Source organism: Parabacteroides sp. (assembly GCF_977054455.1).
This window is the reverse complement of the sequence record NZ_CDRTCT010000018.1, coordinates 18,452-38,332: the sequence shown is the minus strand read 5'-3', so window position 1 is coordinate 38,332 and position 19,881 is coordinate 18,452. Positions and strand designations below refer to the sequence as shown.

Here is a 19,881-nt window from a genome sequence, read left to right as displayed (position 1 = left end):
ATCAATTATTCATCATATCCCGGAGTCTGTATGATATTCGGGTTCTTATTAATTGAAGCCTGAGCTACGGGCCATAATAAAATATTTAACTCGTTTTCACGTCCAACCAGATAAGGGGCCTTTTTGAAGACAACTCCTAAACGAATGAAATCCCACCATAATTTGCCTTCGGCAGCGAATTCTTTCATTCTTTCTGTTACAATGGCTTCATTCAAGTCATTGGCAGCCATGGAGGATGGATAGAAGTTCTTTTTACCGTATGCCCGTTCAGCTATATGGTTAAGTGAAGCAATCGCACCGGTCATATCATTTTTTGCTAATTTGATTTCTGCATCAAACAGAATGGCATCAGCATAACGGTATACGATTATATCTGAATCAAAGATACGTGTTCCGTTTGTCCATGTACCGGCAAATTTATTGATCCATTGAAATGTTGCATTTTTCGGTTCATCGAAATAAGTTTCGAAACTTACAATTGTTCTTTGATCTTCTTTATTTTCTGAAAGTAAAGCTTTATAATCTTCTGTATAGAAGCACCATTGTTGATGGCTACCTACTTTTACCGGATTTTCTATTGCTTCGACAGAAACATATTGAGAAGGAACCAGATAATCTCCTGGATATCCACCTGTATATTCATCTTGAATGTAACTCCACGCAAATATAATCTCATTGCCTAATTCGTTGTAAAAAATATTGCTGAAATCTTCTTCAAGTGAGTAATTTGAGTTGTTCAAAACAGCTTGGACTGCAGTGTTTGCATTGTCGAGTGCAGTTTCTCCTGCATTTCGTACTTTATACATCCATAAAGAGTAGTCTGCTTTCAGCATATTAATGGCTCCCGGTGATGCCAGATTCCTGTCTGCTACAGATGTCGGCATCAAGGTTAAAGCATTGTTGATGTCTTCGCCTACCTGTTTGAAAACATCTTCGGCTGGTTGACGAGTCGGAAAAAGTCCTTCTTGCTGGTCCGATTCAAAGCCGTCCAGCAATATGGGAGCATCTCCCCAAATACGCCCGATCCAATAGTAGCAAAATGCTCTTACATAATATGCGTTTGCTAAAATCTTGTTTTTAGCATCTTCGCTATTGAACGCAATATCCGGTGTGTATTTTAAAATCAAATTAGCATTGTTGATTGTCGTATATAAATCAGCCCAATTTGCATAACCGTGGTTTGTTGGTATCTGATTTTGATATACCTGGTCACGTGCTGTTTGTCCGGCTAAACCGTCTGCCCAAAGACCGGTCCTGTATTCTCCCCAGTAAATGTAACCTGTACTGAATGTAGCTCTGAATTTATTGAACATACCGTACATGGCAGAAGTAGCATCTCCTTCATCTTGCCACATGGAATTGGCTGACACTTCACTTTTCTGGATGATATTCAGATCACCATGGCATGAAGCAAATAGAGTTCCAGCCAATAATATTGATAATATTGTTTTGATTTTCATGATATAAATGTTTTTATAACTTAAGAAATCATTTGATTAGAAAGTAACTTTTACTCCTACGGAATATTTACGAATAGGAGGATAATTGTAATAATCCTTATTATAGGTCGTAGAAGCACCCACTTCAGGAGAAACACCCTTTACAGCTGTAAAGTAATGCAGATTGTTTCCTGCTAATGTAATAGCCAAATTTTGAATACCCAGTTTTGTCAGCTTATTTGTCGGTACATTGTATTGCAGACTTATTTCACGGATGCAGAGGTAATCGCCTTTGTAGTTGAACACATTCGATGTACGGCTAAAATTAGCATTTCCATCATCCGGGTCATTGGCTGTAAAACGTGCGTATTTTGTATTATCGCCCGGCTGTTTCCAACATTGTTTCACTTCATCAATCAATGTATAATTGTTTGCAAATGTATTCATGAAATAACGCATTTCTGAATTGTTGTTGATGGAGTGGCCTAAAGCCCAATCTACAAAGATATTCAAAGTGAAATTTTTATAGGTGAAATTGTTGTTCAAGCCTCCGGTTGAATGTGGAACTGTATAACCGAGCAAGAATTGATCTTGACTGTCAATATAATCTTTTCCATCTTTTGTCTGGCTGCCTTTACGGTTTTTCCATTCGTAATCACCAATTTCTTTACGTCCGGCTATGTTTTTCCCATCGGAAGGCCGATAACCTTTTGCGGAACTATCATACATCGCATTGTCTGCTTGTTCTTGTGTTTCTATAATATGATCAACCATATAACCATAATAACGATATAATGGTTCCCCTTCTGCTGTTCCACCAAAAGCTGTCCCATCTGCCAGTGTAATACCTCCTATACGGTTTTTGTCTCGTCCATTATCAGGGAGCTTTAAAACTTTATTTTTTACGTAGCTCCATGTAAACTTAGATGTCCAAATAAAATCTTTTGTTTCGATATTTGTGGAACTGATTTCGATATCGAAACCATAGAATTTTACTTTACCGATGTTGGTTTGAACATTGGCAAAACCGGAAGTATTTGGTAATTCTTTGCTAAATAATAGATTGTCAGTTCTTTTGTCGAAATAGTCTGCGCTGATGTTTAAGCGATTATTAAACATTGACAGATCGAAACCTGCATCTAACTGTGTAGAAACTTCCCATGTTAATCCTAAATTAGGCATAGTAGACGATACAATTCCGGCAATTCCATCGTATTTAGCATTTGTTGAATATTTCCCATAAGCATCATAAAGGCCAATTGCATTATTCCCTGTTTGTCCATAGCTTATGCGCCATTTCAGGTTATCGATAGGTTTAATATTTTGCATGAAGGATTCGTCAGACATAACCCAACCCACGGAAGCACCAGGGAAAAACCCCCATTGATTTCCTGCTGCAAAACGGGAAGATGCATCCTCTCTAAATGTGGCAGAAAACAGATATTTCTTTTGAAAATCATAAGATAATCGGCCAAAATAGCCAATTGTGACATCCTCCGTAAAATCGCTTTTTGCGTCTTTTTTATTGGGACCTGCTGTTAATGTCGGAACTTTATCGGAACTGGCGCCTGTAACGGTTGCTTCCATTGATTGATTTTTATCTTTCTGATAGGAGTAACCTGCCATTACAGAGAAAGAATGATCTTTGATTGTTTTATTGTATGTTCCATAGGCTTCCAATTTGTTTCTGTTTAATTCTCCGAATTTCGCAGTAGTGGTGCGTAAACCACTGAATTCGTTGGCTTTTTCGAAACTGTCGCTTCTCCAGTGGTGATTATAAGTGGACATTTGCACGTCTGCTCTCAGGCCGTCAATAATACGATATGTCAACTTTCCAAATGCAGACATTCGTTTTTCCTCTTTGCTTTGATCATTGTAGTATTGATACCACAATGGGTTAGGCGAGGTTGCATTATAACCTTTTGTGGGTGTTCCATCTTCATTATATTTCTTTTGAGTCGGTGGAGTTGCTAAACCTCTTGATATAACATTCATCTGGTTAGGATATTCAGATGAATTGGTTTTAGAATAATCAAAACCCATTGCAAAAGACAATTTGCTGTTGATTTTTACATCCAGATTATTTCGCATGCTTAAACGGGAATAACCTGTAGCTAAAGCGACTCCCCCGTCATCTGTGTATCCTGCACTGGCACTGTATCTGACAGATTCACTTCCTCCATCAATTCCTACGTAATAGTTTTGCCACAGTGCATTTTTGTAGATTTCGTTTTGAAAGTTGTTATCTTGAAAAATCAGTGTTTTAGTCGGATCTAATGGATCCGACATGGATTTATATCCGGCAGGTACGCTTTCCCCTTCTTTGAGGTAGCGAGTTGAATAGATCGAAGATTCTGTATTTCCTGAACTTGCAGAATAACCATCCATAAAGTTGTAGTGAGATTTGGGACCTAAGGCTACAGCCGGACGAACAGTATTGATATAATCTTCGGCATTCATAAAATCATACAATGTTTCTGCTTGTTGTAGCGCCAAATTAGCTTCGAATGTTATTCGGGGGGCTTGATTGGCAGATCCCTTTTTTGTAGTGATAAGAATTACACCATTAGATGCTCTTGAACCATAGATTGCGGTGGATGCCGCATCTTTTAAAACTTCAATAGATTCAATGTCATTTGGATTAATACCCGAGAATGCACGTTCGACACCATCTACTAAAATCAGAGGGTCGTTACTTTTATTGATGGAAGAACCACCACGGATGCGGATTGTTGCATCAGCCCCTGGAGTATTATTATTGGAGTATAGGCGTGCACCGGCAATTTTGCCTTTCAAACCTTCGCCAATAGTATTTACCGGAACATTTTTCAATGCATCACCACTTACTTTTGTAATAGCAGAGGTGATTGTTCTTCTCGATTGTGTTCCATAACCGACTACAACTACTTCATCCAAGCCTATAGTAGAGGCGTTAAGTGTGATATTCAAAATGTTTTCGTTTCCTACTTTTACTTCTTTTGTTGTGTATCCGATAAAAGAGAAAAGAAGAGTCGCCCCTTTTTGCACATTGAGGTCGTATTTACCGTCAATATCGGTAATAGTACCTGTTGTTGTTCCCTTGACAGAAACAGAAACACCTGGCATAGTTAGTCCATCGTTGTCTACAACAACGCCCGAAATATTCATTTCTTGAGCAGAAATTGAGATAAATGGGAATAATAAGAGGACTAACAGTAAACATAAATGATTTAATTTATTCATCTTTGTACTGGTTTTAAAATAGTGCTATTTTAAGATTGACACGAGGGAATAAGTACCGGTCAAAGTTTTATTCCCCGTGTCTTTTTTATTTAGATAAGAAACCGATTTTTAGCAAATCGTTTTTCAGCATATCATATTCTTCCTTGCTTACAGCTGGAATGGGCAGTCTGCATGGACCACAATCTATTCCGATCAAATTCATAATTGCTTTACCTCCTCGTACACCTCCTCCGTATTTAATGATTATTTTTACTATTTCTATTGATTTCATCTGTAATTTTCTCGCATGTTGGAAGTCTCCTTCTTCAACTGCTTTCAAAATGCCGTGGTAGACTTCGGGTAGATAGTTATAGGTGCTTCCAACGCCAGCAACTGCTCCGAATGCTAATCCTGAGATTAGAATTTCATCATACCCGTGAAGAACTTCAAATTCACCGTCATTTAATGCTAAACATTCACCCATTTCCATGAGATTATTGTGTGTGAATTTTGTTCCCGCTAAATTAGGCATCACTTTTTTACCCTCTGCCAAGAAGGTCGCAACAGGCAAAAATACACCAGTCATGGATGGCATATTGTAATAATAGAATGGTAGTTCTTCAGCACTATTGGCAATCGGAGTAAAAAAGTCAATCAAATCTTTGACAGTTTCCGGTTTGAAGAAACAAGGCGCCATTGCGGCAATAGCATCGGCTCCTGTCTCTGCTGCATGACGCGCTAATTCTATTGCTTCTACTTGTGAATTACTGCCTACATGAGCTATTACTTTAAACCGCCCATTTGACGATTTGATCCATTGTTCCAGAATTCTTTTACGTTCAATAGTCGTTAGGGATTGAGACTCTCCGGTTGTGCCGCACACGAATACTCCTGTCATATCAGATTTAGCCATCAGATCTGCATACTTATCGATTACGGAAAGATTAATCTTTCCTTGGGCATCCATAGGAGTGAAAGATGCCGCAATCAATCCTTTTAAACGTTGATAGTTTTTCATGTTTTTATTTTTTAGAGAATATTTTATATATTGTTAAATGATCTATGTTTTTGGCCCTGCCAGGAATAATCCAACTTGCTATATACCCAATAACGAAGCATGATACAAATCCGGTAGTTGTATATAGTAAAAGATGTACGGATTGCTGTTGGATGACGATCAGTTGTATAAATATACTGCCGATAATACCACATAATGCTCCTGCTGCATTGGCTTTTCGTGTGATCATTCCTAATAGGAAGAGCCCACCTAGGCTGCCTAAAATGATACCTAAAATTTTATTGAATTCATCCCATAATGATTTTATTTCCCAAGTTGCCATCATATAAGCAAAAGCTATTCCTGCAATACCTAAGAAAAAGGTTGCTATTTTTGCTGTGTGTAAGTTGCCTATTGCTTCTTTTTTAACTATCTTGCTATGAATATCGACTATATAGGCAGTGGCAGCCGAATTCATACTGCTACTGAGGGTAGACATCGCTGCTGCAAATATCCCTGAAATTAAAAGTCCTATGACTCCTTGGGGCAGTTGAGAATAGATGTACCAGGGGAGAATTGCATCTCCGTCTGTGATTGTCAAACTTAAATCTGTTGGATTATGTTTATAGTAAACATACAATACTGTACCTACGAAAAAGAAAAGAAGTGTTGCTGGAATAGTAAGAATTGCATTTGTCAGTACACTTTTCTGTGCTTGTTTTTCTGTTTCGGTAGTCATATAGCGTTGTACCATTGTCTGGTCTGTTCCATAAGTTGTCAAATTAGTAAAAAAAGTCGCAATTAGTACAGTCCATAATGTCGATTGCCTTAAGTCGAAATTTAAACTTCCCAAGTCGAATTTATTGTCAACTGATGCTTCTCTGATAATACCTGAGAACCCATCAGGGATATTGCATGCGGCCATGATAACAACCAGGATAGCACCGCCTAATAAAATAACAACTTGTAAAGCATCTGTCCACACTACGGCTTCAATACCTCCCATCATGGTATAGATAAGACTTAATATTCCCATCAGCCCTATGCAGAGAAATATATTAAAACCAGTAACAACATTTAAGGCTATAGCTGGTAAGAATAAGACAATTCCCATACGACCAACCTGAAATAAGATGAAGGCTAAACTGCAAAGTACCCGAATTAAAGAACTGAATCGCTGTTCTAAATATTCGTATGCAGTTGTAACATTCAATTTGCGATAGAATGGAATAAACAAATATAATATGAGTGGAACAACCATTAATATACCTGCGTTTACAAGCATATAGCTCCAATCGGAAGAATAAGCCTTTGCGGGGATGGACATGAATGTGATGGCGCTCAGGCTCGTTCCGAAAATACTTAATCCGACAACCCACCAAGGGAGTCGTCCTCCTCCTTTGAAATAATCGTCTGTATTTTTTTGCTTCTTCGAAAAGTAATAGCCAATCCAGGCAAGAGATGCAAAATATAAAATGATGACAATTGTATTAACTATACCCAGTTTTTTTTCGAATGGGATGATTTCCCCTTTCAGTATATGAGATGTACGAATACCAGGCTTGATTTCACCGCTCCCAATAAAAAATGTATTGCCTTTTTGGGCAATATTGGTTGTAACGGAGATAGGATAAGGAGCAACCTCCTTTTTTATCAAACTTTGGGTGATGGTATGGTAAAGACGGATTGTATTGTCAAAACCTGGATGGTCATCGGAACCTGGAATTAATTGTGGTACACCACCCAAAAAAAGAATATGGTTTGCACCACAAGGTAATGCATTACCTGCCATGACAGGAAAACTTTGTTTCAGTTTTTTCCATGAATTTAAACGTGGGTTGAAGACATAGCCATCTGTAAGTGTTTTTATGTATCCGTCAGCTTTATAGTTACGTCCACTAAAAAGATAAAAGCATTTATCAAAACCGTCACTTTGAGATGTACTCACTGCATATCCTCGAGGCTCTCCCGGCCATGCTGGTAGCTCTATCCAACCTTTATTGCGGCTGTTGAGATCCAGAACAAAAAAATGGTTAGTAGCTTCGGGCTTTTCCATGCTTTTTTGGCCTCCAGCCACATATATTTTATCTCCGAGCAAAGAGGCGGTTGCATTTGCTAAAGGTACAGGTAAGGTAGGCCAGTCTGTATCAATTTTTATTTGTCCATCAATTAGCTGAATTTGAAAAACATCATTATAGCATTGGGTGGAATCGCAACCTCCAATGCATAATATTCCTGTAGGCAATTCTATAGAATTGCCGTATGCCAAGGCTTTTGGCATACTTTCTGTTAATACTGACCATTTGGGAGTTGGCTCGATCGTGTTTGTGTAATATATTGTATTATAATAAGTCTTATTCCCTCCATTCCAAGGTGTGGCATTAGGAAAGTTTGCGCCTCCCGCAATAATTAGGTTGTCGCCTATAAAACCCGAAAAAGCTCCCGCAACTCCGATATTAGGCTTGCCGTCTAAATCAGGCAGAGTAAGAGAATTATCCCATTCGATTTTTTCCAATCCAGGATTAGTTGAAGAGATACTCCCTTCTAATGCTGTGGCTTGAAATAAATTTAATAAACAAGCCAGAAAAATTGTTCCTATTTTGATCGTATTAGACATGTAGTTAACAAGTTATTTATTCATTTTCTGCTATTCAAAAATCTTTTGTATACTTCAAAATGTTGTTCTATAGCTCTTCGATACCCGAACTCATCTCTGTTTTTGAGAAAATCAAGAAGATCTGCGTGAGTAACTATCTGTCCTTGTTCTTTCATCTCGATATTAATGGGTTCTAATAAATCCTTGAATTTGTTTTTTACAAAAATCATTACGGGATGAATGATACCTTGGAATTCGGAAATAGTTTTATTTCCTGTAATTTCATATAGTTTAGCGTGGAATGTAAATTCGCTGACTGGGGCATATTCATTATTTTCAAAGACAATTCCCATTTTTACAATTTCTTCCAGTTCTGAAATGTCTTCCGGAGTAATGTTTCTGAAAATATCGCTACATATCCCTATTTCCAGAGCAATTCTGAATCCTAAAATATCGAAAAGAGCCTCTTCTCCTAAAATACGCGGATCGACAACTCGTTTCATTCCTCCGAGAATCGTTGGTTCTGTTAGGATCATCCCCCGACGCGTACGAGTTTCTATCATTCCCATCATTTTTAACCGGCTTAATGCCTCTCGAAGGACACTGCGAGCGACACCCAGGGCTGCTGCCAATTCCAATTCATTAGGTATAGAATCCCCTGTACGTATATCTTTTTCTTTTAAATAATTGAGAAGTTTATCCTCTACTTGGTCAACAAGTGTGATTGTTTGACTATGTACTTTTAATGTATCCATTGCAATAATATTAGACAATAATTGTGATTAATCTTATTTGTCAGACAAATAAATGCAAAAGATATATTATATGCAATAATTGGTTCTATTTTTTTAGATAGATTAACTATTTCTCTATCTCATCCAGCCAGATCTCCAGGCAAACTTGAGGAAACAGCTCCATTGTTTCTTGTACGGTGGTCGATGATTTCATCCGGTTGGCAATCTCGTCTGCCGTATTGGGATAGGCTGTTTCGATCAGATCGTTCAGGATGAAAGAGAAGAAAGGGGGATTCCGCTTTAGATAGCGGTCCATTAACAGATAGCAGGTAGCGGGAGAGGATGACAAGACTTGATTTTTCAAGTCGGCGTACTCTTCCGTTTCCATATACTGATAGGGAGTATTTTCCAATCCCATTTCATCGCACTTGGTGAGGAAGGAATTAAATTTCTCATTGAACAGTCTTTTTTCCGTGCGGGAAGCCATTTTTACCCCAGTGTTGATACGGGTGCGGAGGTCAGGTGTTACCTTGAAAACATCCGGTTCCGAATAGTCTTCATTATTGCATGCTCCCAGCATGGCAATGATGAAAAATGCCAACAGCGTAGCTAATAGTTGTATTTTTGTCATAATCTGTTTTCGATTAATGTTTCTTGTATAACTATAAGACGTTATTTGACACTGAATTGTTGCAAAATAATACGACTTTTTTTAATAAAGTTATGCTATGGGCTGTTTAGTTCATCGGAGCAGAGGTGGTTACGTGCGTCGTGTCTTTTAACTGTAACGAGTCCTTGCGCAATAAAAGCGTATCCTGTCCGGCTATATCCGGATTATCTTTAGCGAATTTCTTCTTCTTTTTGATGATGTCGGGGGTTGGCAGATTGTTGTAATTCTTCCATGTCCCGTCTCTTTTGGCATTACGTTTGTGTATATAACTCTTTCTGCTGGTCATTTCAGCGAAGTCGAAAGTGACGAAGCCTGTGTTATGAGAACGGTTCATAGGATCGCTTTTCCATGCTTCGAGCATATTCTTGTAGACCGGTAAAAATTTACCGGGAGGAGGAGTGTACAACCAGAAAACGCCGGGAGGCAGGTCCTTTAATGCCTTTTTGCGATGGACCGAATCCGTTTGTATGTATTCGGTAAAATCTTTGAGGATGGGTAACGGGGTTACCGGCGACATCTTCATATCGGAAGCCGGTTCATCCAGGTTTAGAAAAGAACCTGATTGAATCGCTTTCATCGTCTCTGGATTCAGTTCCAGCTTTTCTTTGCCGGACAGAACGTTCTGGAGCCAGACTGAATCCTTTTTTGTCCACTGCTGTGCAGATATATAATCGGCGCCTTTCAGACAAATCAACATCACTATAAGTAGCTGTTTGTGCATGTTATATTATTGCATCACCTTTTTTACTCTTACTTTTAACTCTTCACCTCTCAGGTTGCGGCGTTTCAGCCCGGCACGGTCCGCACCAGCTTGCCCAAAAGTCAACCAGCGTGTGTTTCCCTTTTCCTACATAATCGTCCTGATTCTTGTTGACGAAGCCGGTCAACATGGCTATATAGGCCGGTTCCCATTCCTCAAGCATAAAATTCGTGAAATATTAATGTAAATAATTTATAGAGCGAATATAAAACAACTTATGGTGCTGTATGATATAATTAGTGTAATTTGTCTTATCAATTTAAAATGTTAATTGTTTTTGGGATGTGTTGACTTAATTAGTTTTTGCTTTTCTTTTTTATTGTTTTCTTTATACTATCGTATCGTGTTTTTATTCTGTTTTGATTACTTCCGCCGGATTGGTAGCGGCAGCTCTTTTAACCTGGCGGAAAATAGAGAGCAGTACGATTCCGCTGGTGATCAGGAAAACCAACAGGAACAACCATACCGGCAATGTGGTGTGATTGGCGTACGTTTCGAGCCAACGGTTCGTTACTAAATAGCCGACCGGAAGGGCAAAAGCGTTGCCTACTGCCACTAACATGAAATACTCCCGGAAGAACAGTTGGAGGATGTGATAAAACGTCGCCCCGTTCACCTTGCGGATGGCAATCTCTTTCCGCCGCTGTTCGGTGGCGAGACTGACCAGCGAGTAGATACCGAAAGTGGAGATCAGGATACAAACCAGAGAAAGGATGCTGAAAATGGTAAAAATCACTTTTTCCGGACGGTTGAAAAGATCGACCAGGTCGGATAGCTCCGTAAACATTTTACTCCGGTTGACATTGTCATTCTGAATATGTGATGTGACCTCACGAAGATGCTCCATCACTTCCTTTTTATGTCCTTTTGCATAGCGTACATAAATAAGGTAAGGACGCTCGAAGTCTTTTACCATCGGATTATCGTAGGTGGTAAAGAACAGCGGCAATATAGGATATTGCATCGGAGCATAGAGATAGTCTTTTATGACACAGCAGACTTTGCCCTGGCTTGCCTGTCCTTTCTTGTATATAGGCCGTTCAAGCAGGTCCGTGTATCCTAATGTTTGCAGGCAAGTTTCATTTACCATATAGCTATATGGGTTTGCATCCGTCGGCCAGTTGCCTGATATCAGTTGCAGCCTGAAGAACGAAAAGAAGTCTTTGTCGGCAACGACTACCGGACTGTAACTATTGGGTTCGGCTTCATTCGGATCGAAACAGAACTGCGAGTAAAAGGAACCGTACCAATCCCCCTGTTCCGTAAAGACCGGAGCGTTCCCGCAGGTGTATGTGACTCCTTCTACATACGGATGATTGGCCATTTCCGGTTTCAAGACGCTCAAATCCGTCTGAAAAGCCGTATCGTATCCTAAATCGACCTGTATGACTCGTTCGTAATCGATCCCTTTGTCTTTTGAAAGGATGAAATGCAACTGCCGGAATAATCCCAGAGAGATGATAAAGAATAACGAACCGATAAATATCTGGATGACGATCAAACTTTGTTTGAAGAGGACCGGTCTTTGTATCTTTTGTTCCAAAAGATTTCGTATCGGATAATAACAGATAAGCAGGAACGCCAGGATACTGATTCCGGCGAGCGACAGCGTATTGCCGAAAAGCGAAGTCCGTGAAAGGTGGCGACTGACGTTCTCATAGATACCGTACCGGTTCCAGGTCGTATAGCTCTCATAGTAAGGATAGAGGCTTTCGATCAGGCAGAAAGCGATCAGGAAGGCAATCGTCAAAGGGAGTGCCAGTTCGGTACAACCTTTCATGACCATACTTGTGGTTGATGCTCCTACACAGAGGTAAGTCCGGTTTTTCTGTTGTTTCCGTTGCTGTTGACCGATAAAAAGGACAAGCAGGTTGATCAGGGCGCTAAGGAAAGCCATTCCCCCGGCCAAAGCCAGTATATGAATATTGCGGATGCGGTCTGTCAATTCCGGATGGCACCGGAGATGTACCTCGGAGGCTGTCAGCAGGTTTATTTTCCAGTTTTTTACCTGTTCGCGATTCCTTTTGTCTTCGGCATGGCTTTTATAGTGCGCCAGTTTGTTCCGTACGTTTGTCGCGTTTGCGTTCTTTTGGAGTCGCACGTAGGTCGTCATGCGTTTGACATGATTGGGCTGGGGTGTCCGGATCAACAGGAAGTCGAACAACAGATCTGTATTATCCGGATAGTCACGGATGATACCGGCTACCGAGGGACGGAGCTTGTCATCCAATACGACTTCCTTGCCGATGCAGTTGGTTGTCCCGAACAGTTTGCGGGCTGTCCGTTCCGTTAAAATGACAGAACTGCCGTCGGGGACGACCCCTTTGTGAGTCCCTTCGATAAAATCCGCCCGGAAAAGGTCGAAGAAGGACTGTCCGCTTTCCATCCCATGCAGTTGGATCGCCTCGTTGTCCTGTTTCAATGTAAAGCTGAGGAGGTTGAATGAACAGGAGACTTCGATTTCGGGGAGCAGCTTGAACAATTCTTCCCGATCGTTAATGTGTAACTGGTCCAGATCGGCTTGTGTCCCGTTGGCACGCTTGACAATTCCCTCCGTCGTCAGGCAGTAAAGCCGGTCTGCTTCCGGATGGAAATTATCGAAATGTGTCTCCCACCATAGCCAGTAACCTCCTAAAATGAAGGCTGTAAATCCTATGGCCAGACCGATAATGCTGATGATCGATTGAGTCCGGTATTTCAGTAGTTCCCGGAAAGAAACTTTGATATAATGCGATAACATGATCTGTTTGTTTGTTCTGAAATTTTGTTCAAAGATATTTTTATTCCGATTTGATTGCTTCCGCCGGATTGGTCCGGGCTGCCTTGCGTATTTGCCAAATCAAAGTCAGCAAAGAGATTGCTCCCGTAAGTGATAAAGCGATGGCAAATAACCACCAGGAGATGTCGGTCTTGTGGGCGAAATTTTCCAGATATTTGTGGATCGTAAGCCAGGTGACGGGAGTCGCCACGACAAATGCGATTGCGAGCAGTTCGTAATATTTTCGTAATAGCATTTGCATGATGATGGAAGTGGTCGCTCCGTTGACTTTGCGGATGGCTATTTCGCGGTAGCGCTGCTGTACGTCGAACAGGGATAGCCCGAACAGACCTAATGAGGAGATCAGGATCGCTATCAGTGCAAAAACCGTATAGATACTGGACACCTTTTGGTCTTCTTTGTAAATGGCTTTTATCTCATCTTCCACAAAAGAATAGATGAATTCTCCTCCAACGGTTTCTTCATGTAACTTTTGTAGGAAACGGATTGCTTCTTGGCGTTTGCCCGGAACGATGTGAGCTGTCAAACGTTCATAGCGGTATCCTATGTCATAAGCGAAAACGAGTGGAAGCGTTGCCTGAGACAAATGTCCTGTTTGAAAGTCTTTGACTATGCCAACGATGTTGTAAGCAGGGTTTTTGTCCATATTAGGCATGTCGGAACTCCACCATAATCTACTTTCGGGTTGTAACTTAGCTGTTGTAATATCGGTGATGCCGAATATTTTTTTTGCCGTTTCATTGATAATCAAGTTGTATGTCCCGAAATGGTCGATCGAGTCGTTCCAATTGCGTCCTTCTATTATTTGAAGATCGTATATATTCATGTACTTCTCGTCTGCGTTGTTGTAAATCACCAATTGTTTTTTACCTTGAAATTCAAATTGTATATGTGGCTCTCCATATTCGTACGGACTTTCTCCGTAAGCCCAATCCGTGAATAGGGGAGATTCGTCCATCCTTGTCGTAATAATATGGTCGAGTTGTTTTTGTTTCTTGCTTTTAGCCATTGATTGCTCGTATGTATCGTCTAATGCATAATCGCTACGGAGAAATTGGACTTTGATGATGTCTTTCGTACGGTATCCGTTGTCGTAGTTCAACATGAAATGCAGTTGTTTGATGAAAAACAGCGATACGATGATAAGGGCGATCGATATGCCGTATTGGATAACCAGGAATATATTTCTTGAAGCGACGGAATTTCCCCCTCCGTTTATGGATTGCAATGTATGAATCGGTGTCGCATATTGATATTTGAAAAAAGGATAGGAAGAGGTCAACACAGGCAAGAAGACCAACAATATGAGCGCGAGCATAAGGTTCAAATGCCAGTCGTTTGATTGGGAGATATCCCAGCGATCGCTCAGATAATCTTGTGTCAGTTCAACAAATACCCATCCGATAAACAGGGCACAAGCGATAATGAATATATTTTCTATATAGATCTGCCCGAACAGATGCAGTCGTTTTGCCCCGAATATTTTTTTCATACCGAATTCCCGGGCTCGTTTTTGTACAAGTACGGTATAGATATTGGTGAAATTGAAAAGTCCGATGATCAGGATTAGAAAAGTCACGACTGTCAATATCCGGACGTTTGTCTTATTTCCTTTATGAAATAAATTGAAGTCGTGGATTGTACGGTCGAAATAAACGTCTTTCATGGGAAAGAACTGATATCGTTGATAGCGATCTCCCGCTTTCATGTACATGTAATAGTCCAATCGCTTGTTTACCTGTTTCAGGTCGCTTTCCGGATAAAGCAATGCAATGCTTTGAGGCATTCTTGACCATTTTTTCTGCATAGACGTGGAGATCAGGATGTCGAAGTGCAAGGAACTCTTACCCCCCGGATTTCCTATAATGCCTTCGATCGTCACCGGTTGCCCGAATGTGAAAGAAAGGGTTTTGCCGACCGGATTCTCATTCCCGAACAGTTTTTTTGAGAACTCCCGTGTAATTACCGCACTTCCCGGTTTTAGAAGCAACGTATTCCGGTTACCAATGAGGATGGGGAAATCCAACATTCGCAGAAAACAGGTGTCTACGGCAAACAGATTTGCCGTGAACTTTTTATTCCCATAATAGGTATCCTGATCCAGCATGGGGATGAATGTGGTGCTTCGTTCTACTGCCCTGTCTTCCAACGGCTCCCTGTAGTCGGGTTCGTGATTCAGATTGAAACTGCCTGAAAAGCGTATCATGGGAGAATTCCGGTATTGGATGGTCGTGAAATAGAGACGGTCCAAGTGTGTGTGGAAATGGTCTACCGTAGTTTCCTGATAGAGATATCGGGATAGTGTGATGACGCACGCCAGACTCAACCCCAGCCCCATGATGCTGATGGCGCTGTAGAGCCTGAAACGTGTCAGTGATCGTATCGCTAATCGTATCGCTAATCGTATTATTTTCATATTCATGTTGCCTTGTCAGGCTTATTTTCCTTTTATTTTAAAATCAACTCTTCCGCATCCCCAAAGGTACTATATCCTGTGACAATCACCTTGTCGCCCGGTTGGAGGCCACCGGTTATTTCGTATTGCTGCGGGTTTTGACGGCCGATGCTGATCGGGGTTTTCCGGGCTTTCGTGCCGGATTCGTTCAGTTTATAGATCCATTGGCCGCCGGTGGTCTGGAAGAAGTCGCCACGCGGGATGACGAGCGCCTCTTCCGGCTGTCCGAGTTCGATCTGGACACGGAAGCTTTTGCCGATGCGTACGTTTTCCGGGCTTGCTTCCGTGAAGACCAGGTCGACGTCGAAGTTACGGTCTTTGACTTCCGGGACGACTTTGGTGATCCGGAGCGGGAACTTCTTGTTTTGCCAGGTGATGGTGGCGGGCAGGCCGGTGGTGATCCGGTCGATGTAGTATTCGCTGAGGGAAGTATGGATCTTGAACTGGTCGAGGACTTTGATCTCGGCGATCGCTTCGGTGCTTTGTACCTGTTGTCCGGGAGTTACTTTGACAAAACTGAGCTGGCCGGAGAGAGGTGCGCGAACAACCAGATCCTCCATGCGTTCCCGGGCGCGTTCGAACTTCTTACGTTCCCGTTCAAGATCGTTTTTCATCAACTCCCGGCGCAGGATCGTGGCTGCACTGTCATGGCGCAGACCTTCCAGTTGCAAGGCTGTGCTTCGGGTCTTGTAGTCGAATTCGTCCCGGGCCACTTCGAGCTGTGCTTTGCTTTTGACTCCCATATTGAATTCCTCTTCGTCGAGTGCATAGCTTTTTTTGAGCCGGTTCAGTTCGTAAGTTGTCTGCAGGGTTTCCTGTTGCAGGTCGATGCTTTTCTGTTCCATCTCGATCTCTTTCTCTTGGTAAGAGATCAACTGCTTTTCCCATTCATCCTGCTGGTCCTCGATGGTGCGAAGAAGATCGGGATTGCTGAGTGTCAAGATGGTATCGCCCTTGTCCATCATGGTCCCTTCTTCTGCTATGATCCGGTCCACGCTACCGGCTTCACGGGCGTTGATCTGGATGGTGAGGATCGGTTGCACGACTCCTTCGACGTCTACATATTCCAGGAATTTGTCGCTTGTCGCCTCACCGATGATCAGGTTTTCGGCCTCGGTACGGAGTTTCCTGCCACCGGAGGCGGCGATCCCGACATATACGAGAAGGGCTATGAATGCGATTCCCCCGGCGATATGCCAGCGGTAACGGTAATAAACGGGTTTCTTTGCAATGGGCTTGTCCATGTATGATATATGATTTATAATTTATGAATTGTCAATTGTTTAAAAGGAGTTCGTAGTCTTCCGTGATCGGAATCAGCTTCTCGAAATCGTAACCGGTCAGGCTACGGAGTCCGTAATAGAGATTCCAATAATTATATAAAGCCGCGATGTAAGCACGACGGGAATTGTCTTTTTCGGCTATGGCGGCATTGAGGTCGAGAATCGTCGATTTGCCCAACAGGTAAAGCCTGCGTGCCACGTCGTTACGGCGTTGGGCCGTTTGGTCTGTTTTATAGGCTATGGCGACTTTTCCGGCCTGAATGTTGAACTGTTTGACGATCTTCGCTACGTTCAGTTCGAAGTCCATCCGTTCCTGCTCCAGTTCGGTGTAGACCTTGTCGCGGTTGCTTTTGGCCACTTTCACCCGGCCTTTTCCTACGCCCCAGTCCAGTATCGGTATGCGGATACCCAATGTCACCAATTGCTGGTCCATCGGGTCGCGGTAGGACTCTTTCAGCTTTTCGTTGCTTTGCGTCAGACCGAATTGTGCGTATAAGGCGGCTTTAAAACCCCGGTTGGCCTTTGCCTCGGCGACGTTGCTTTCACTTTGCAGCCGGCGGCGTTCGAAAGCGCTGATATCGGGGTTGTTCTGGAAAGCGAGTTGCATGGCTTCGTTTACATCGACCGTGAAGTGAGGGATGCTGTCGTCGGGAATCACGACCAGGGTGATATTCTCGGAAATACCCAGATAGCTGCGGAGCGACTGGATATAATCGTCGACCTCGATTTGTGCGTTGAGGCGGTTTGTCTGTTCGGTCAGTTTGTTGAGTTCCAGTTGGAGCATTTCGTTCTCGGTGATCGTTCCGATATTGTAGCGTCCTTGCGCATACCGGTAAAGCGTGTCGGCGTATGCGAAATTATAGTTTGCGATTTCCAGCGAAGTCTGCGCCGTTGCCAGGTTGAAGAAGCGGTTGGTCGTATAGGCGGCAACCAGTTCGAGCGTCTCGACGTAGCTCTTTTTGGCCTCTTCGTATTTGATCGGTTCGATGCGGCGTTCCCATTTGAGGTCGTTGAAGCCGAATAAGTCTTGTTCGTATCCTACGACGACCGGAGTACTCTTGTAGGACGAGACATTGTCGGTGAACATATCCAGCCTTTCAAGTCCGGTTTTCAATAAGACCTTGCCGCCTGTAAGGGCAATGTTCTGTTGGATTTCAAGTCCGGCATCGACCGAGAGCTGGTTCCGGTGCACGAATTTGTCGCTGCCGTCTTCCAATGTGACCGACTGGATGGAGCGGTTCAGACTCGGATCGGATGTGAGTGTCAGGCTCGGTAGCTGTTTTGCCCGGAACGAGCGCCAGTTCCAGTAAGAAGCCCTGAAAGCGTGACGGGCGGCGATCGCTTCAGGAGAATTGCGACGCGCCATTTCGATCGCTTCGCTCAATGTCAGCGTAAGTGTTTTCTGCGCCCGGAGCTGGAAGGGGAGCAGAAGGAGTATCGCTATGTATATCGTGTGTTTCATGACAAGAATGAAGCAAATAATATGCCATTCTTGTAAAAGCCTGGTACTGATATGAATAGGAAAATCAAGTTATGGGAACAGGGTGCTAATCCGCACAATCCGCGTGCGGATTAGCACGGAATATTCAGCCTGGAACGGTATTAAAGACGATAGGCTTCTCTTTACGGTTTTGCGGGATTCTCTGTCACTCTATCACACTTTGCTTTATAGGCGTTGATAAATAGGATGTACAAGGAGTGATACATGCCGGATTCATGTATCACTCCTGTGTCACACTTGTATCACCACCTCAGATTGAAACGGGTAGCCGGTATTGTTCCAAAAGCAGCGGGAAGCGTATCTATATGATACCGGACTTTCGGATGGGAAACCGCATGTGCTGTCCCTTTATACCTTGCCGTCCAAGCTCTCTATCATAATTTGCTCCTCCGTACTCTTTTAGGTATCAGTTTCTCGATTTTCCGGAGTGCCATAGGCGGCATCGGCAGCTCTGGCATAACCTCCCCGATACGTTGCTCCAGTCCGAGGACACGCAGCAGGGAGATAAAGTTTCCCAATGTCAGGTTTCGGTTCACGCCTTGCTCGAAATGGCTGATAGTCGTCTGACTCACGCCTGACTTTTCCGCCAGTTCCTTTTGGCTCATGCGTGCGGCCAGCCTGTAATCCTTCAACCGCTTTGCCAAAAGCAGCAAGATGTCGCTGTTTGTAGTATGCTCCGCTTGTTCCATTATTATTTATTTGTTGCTACTTATCTGCAAAAATAGCAATAATTATCTATATATAGATACCTTCCGCCTCTTTTATCGGACAAAGACTCCGCTCTCGTCTGCGAAACTCGCTTCGCCCAAACAGCGCAGGCTCCTGCCGCTTCGTCTACGTCCTTCGCTTGACGCCCGTCCGCTTAGGTCTTTCTAACCATTGCCCTTTTACTTTCATGAAGTTTCCTTACTGGGAAACTCCCGTTTCCTACCGAGGAAACTTGCGTTTCCAGCATAGGAAACTCTGGTTCCCTGCAAGGGAAATTTCCGTTCCCTTCAGAGGGAAACTGTAATAGGTTGATTATCAATATTAATCAACACGCTGTCTTGGGATCCGTTTTTTTACTTCATTCAAAGTATATCAGGTACTTGTATTTTATCCCTAAACTAAGGGAATATGTTGTCCAAAGGATATTGTTTTGTCCTGTAACCTACATATTTTGGAAAATTACGAGTGTTTTTTCTTGTCGATTCGGAAAACCTATTTACCTTTGCAACGATTCCGTAGTGGGCGGCGGCTCACAGGGCGCGGGGTCAATTACATATTGTAAGCATTTTACGGAGATTATTCCTAACATGAAAATCTGGAAAATTTTTGAGTTTAGCGGAATAATGGACAGTAAATGCTTGCGCTGGTTACGTATAATTTTGTCTACCATTTTTATGGGAGGATTGTTATATCGTATAAGGCGCGGGCTTTTGTTCTATTATTGCTAAGCGGGCTTTTCCAGATGCCTCATGTTTGAT

The 19,881-nt window shown here is 42.4% G+C and carries 12 protein-coding genes and 1 pseudogene; all 13 read right to left on the bottom strand.

The genetic code is table 11. The features are described 5' to 3' along the window. Positions 1-5 precede the first annotated feature (5 nt). Entirely contained in the window at positions 6-1,460 is a 1,455-nt protein-coding gene (locus ACW6QF_RS10460; protein WP_186930242.1) for a RagB/SusD family nutrient uptake outer membrane protein, read from the bottom strand. 36 nt (positions 1,461-1,496) lie between these two features. Then, positions 1,497-4,661 carry a SusC/RagA family TonB-linked outer membrane protein gene (locus ACW6QF_RS10455; protein WP_456087773.1) on the bottom strand — a complete coding sequence of 1,055 codons (3,165 nt, stop codon included), beginning with the start codon at positions 4,659-4,661 and terminating at the stop codon, positions 1,497-1,499. Positions 4,662-4,746: 85 nt separating this feature from the next. Beyond that, positions 4,747-5,658, bottom strand: a complete 912-nt coding sequence (locus ACW6QF_RS10450; RefSeq protein ID WP_186930240.1) for a dihydrodipicolinate synthase family protein — start codon at positions 5,656-5,658, stop codon at positions 4,747-4,749. A gap of 4 nt (positions 5,659-5,662) precedes the next feature. Beyond that, a complete protein-coding gene (locus ACW6QF_RS10445) occupies positions 5,663-8,254 on the bottom strand; it encodes a sodium:solute symporter family transporter (RefSeq protein ID WP_456087772.1) in 2,592 nt (863 codons plus the stop codon). Between the two features lie 20 nt (positions 8,255-8,274). Continuing rightward, positions 8,275-8,988 (bottom strand): FadR/GntR family transcriptional regulator, encoded by a 714-nt coding sequence (locus ACW6QF_RS10440; RefSeq protein ID WP_456087771.1) that lies wholly within the window; start codon positions 8,986-8,988, stop codon positions 8,275-8,277. A gap of 106 nt (positions 8,989-9,094) precedes the next feature. Further along, complete coding sequence (locus ACW6QF_RS10435; protein ID WP_456087770.1) at positions 9,095-9,598, bottom strand: hypothetical protein; 504 nt, start codon at positions 9,596-9,598, stop codon at positions 9,095-9,097. A gap of 106 nt (positions 9,599-9,704) precedes the next feature. Next, on the bottom strand, positions 9,705-10,358 hold the full coding sequence (locus tag ACW6QF_RS10430) for a DUF4858 domain-containing protein (RefSeq protein ID WP_456087769.1): 654 nt from the start codon (positions 10,356-10,358) through the stop codon (positions 9,705-9,707). Positions 10,359-10,416: 58 nt separating this feature from the next. Then, a pseudogene (locus tag ACW6QF_RS10425) lies at positions 10,417-10,497 on the bottom strand (TlpA family protein disulfide reductase); the annotation flags it as partial. Between the two features lie 249 nt (positions 10,498-10,746). Continuing rightward, positions 10,747-13,137, bottom strand: coding sequence for an ABC transporter permease (locus ACW6QF_RS10420; RefSeq protein WP_456087768.1), 2,391 nt, complete (start codon positions 13,135-13,137; stop codon positions 10,747-10,749). A 40-nt stretch (positions 13,138-13,177) separates the two neighbouring features. Then, positions 13,178-15,592 carry an ABC transporter permease gene (locus ACW6QF_RS10415; RefSeq protein WP_456087767.1) on the bottom strand — a complete coding sequence of 805 codons (2,415 nt, stop codon included), beginning with the start codon at positions 15,590-15,592 and terminating at the stop codon, positions 13,178-13,180. A 32-nt stretch (positions 15,593-15,624) separates the two neighbouring features. Next, positions 15,625-16,875 (bottom strand): efflux RND transporter periplasmic adaptor subunit, encoded by a 1,251-nt coding sequence (locus tag ACW6QF_RS10410; RefSeq protein WP_298551267.1) that lies wholly within the window; start codon positions 16,873-16,875, stop codon positions 15,625-15,627. A 31-nt stretch (positions 16,876-16,906) separates the two neighbouring features. Beyond that, the gene (locus tag ACW6QF_RS10405) at positions 16,907-18,376 is read right to left on the bottom strand and encodes a TolC family protein (RefSeq protein ID WP_456087766.1); all 1,470 of its coding nucleotides are present in this window, start codon (positions 18,374-18,376) and stop codon (positions 16,907-16,909) included. Positions 18,377-18,789: 413 nt separating this feature from the next. Continuing rightward, positions 18,790-19,104: a helix-turn-helix domain-containing protein gene (locus ACW6QF_RS10400; RefSeq protein WP_456087765.1), complete on the bottom strand. Its 315-nt coding sequence runs from the start codon at positions 19,102-19,104 to the stop codon at positions 18,790-18,792. Between the last annotated feature and the right edge of the window lie 777 nt (positions 19,105-19,881).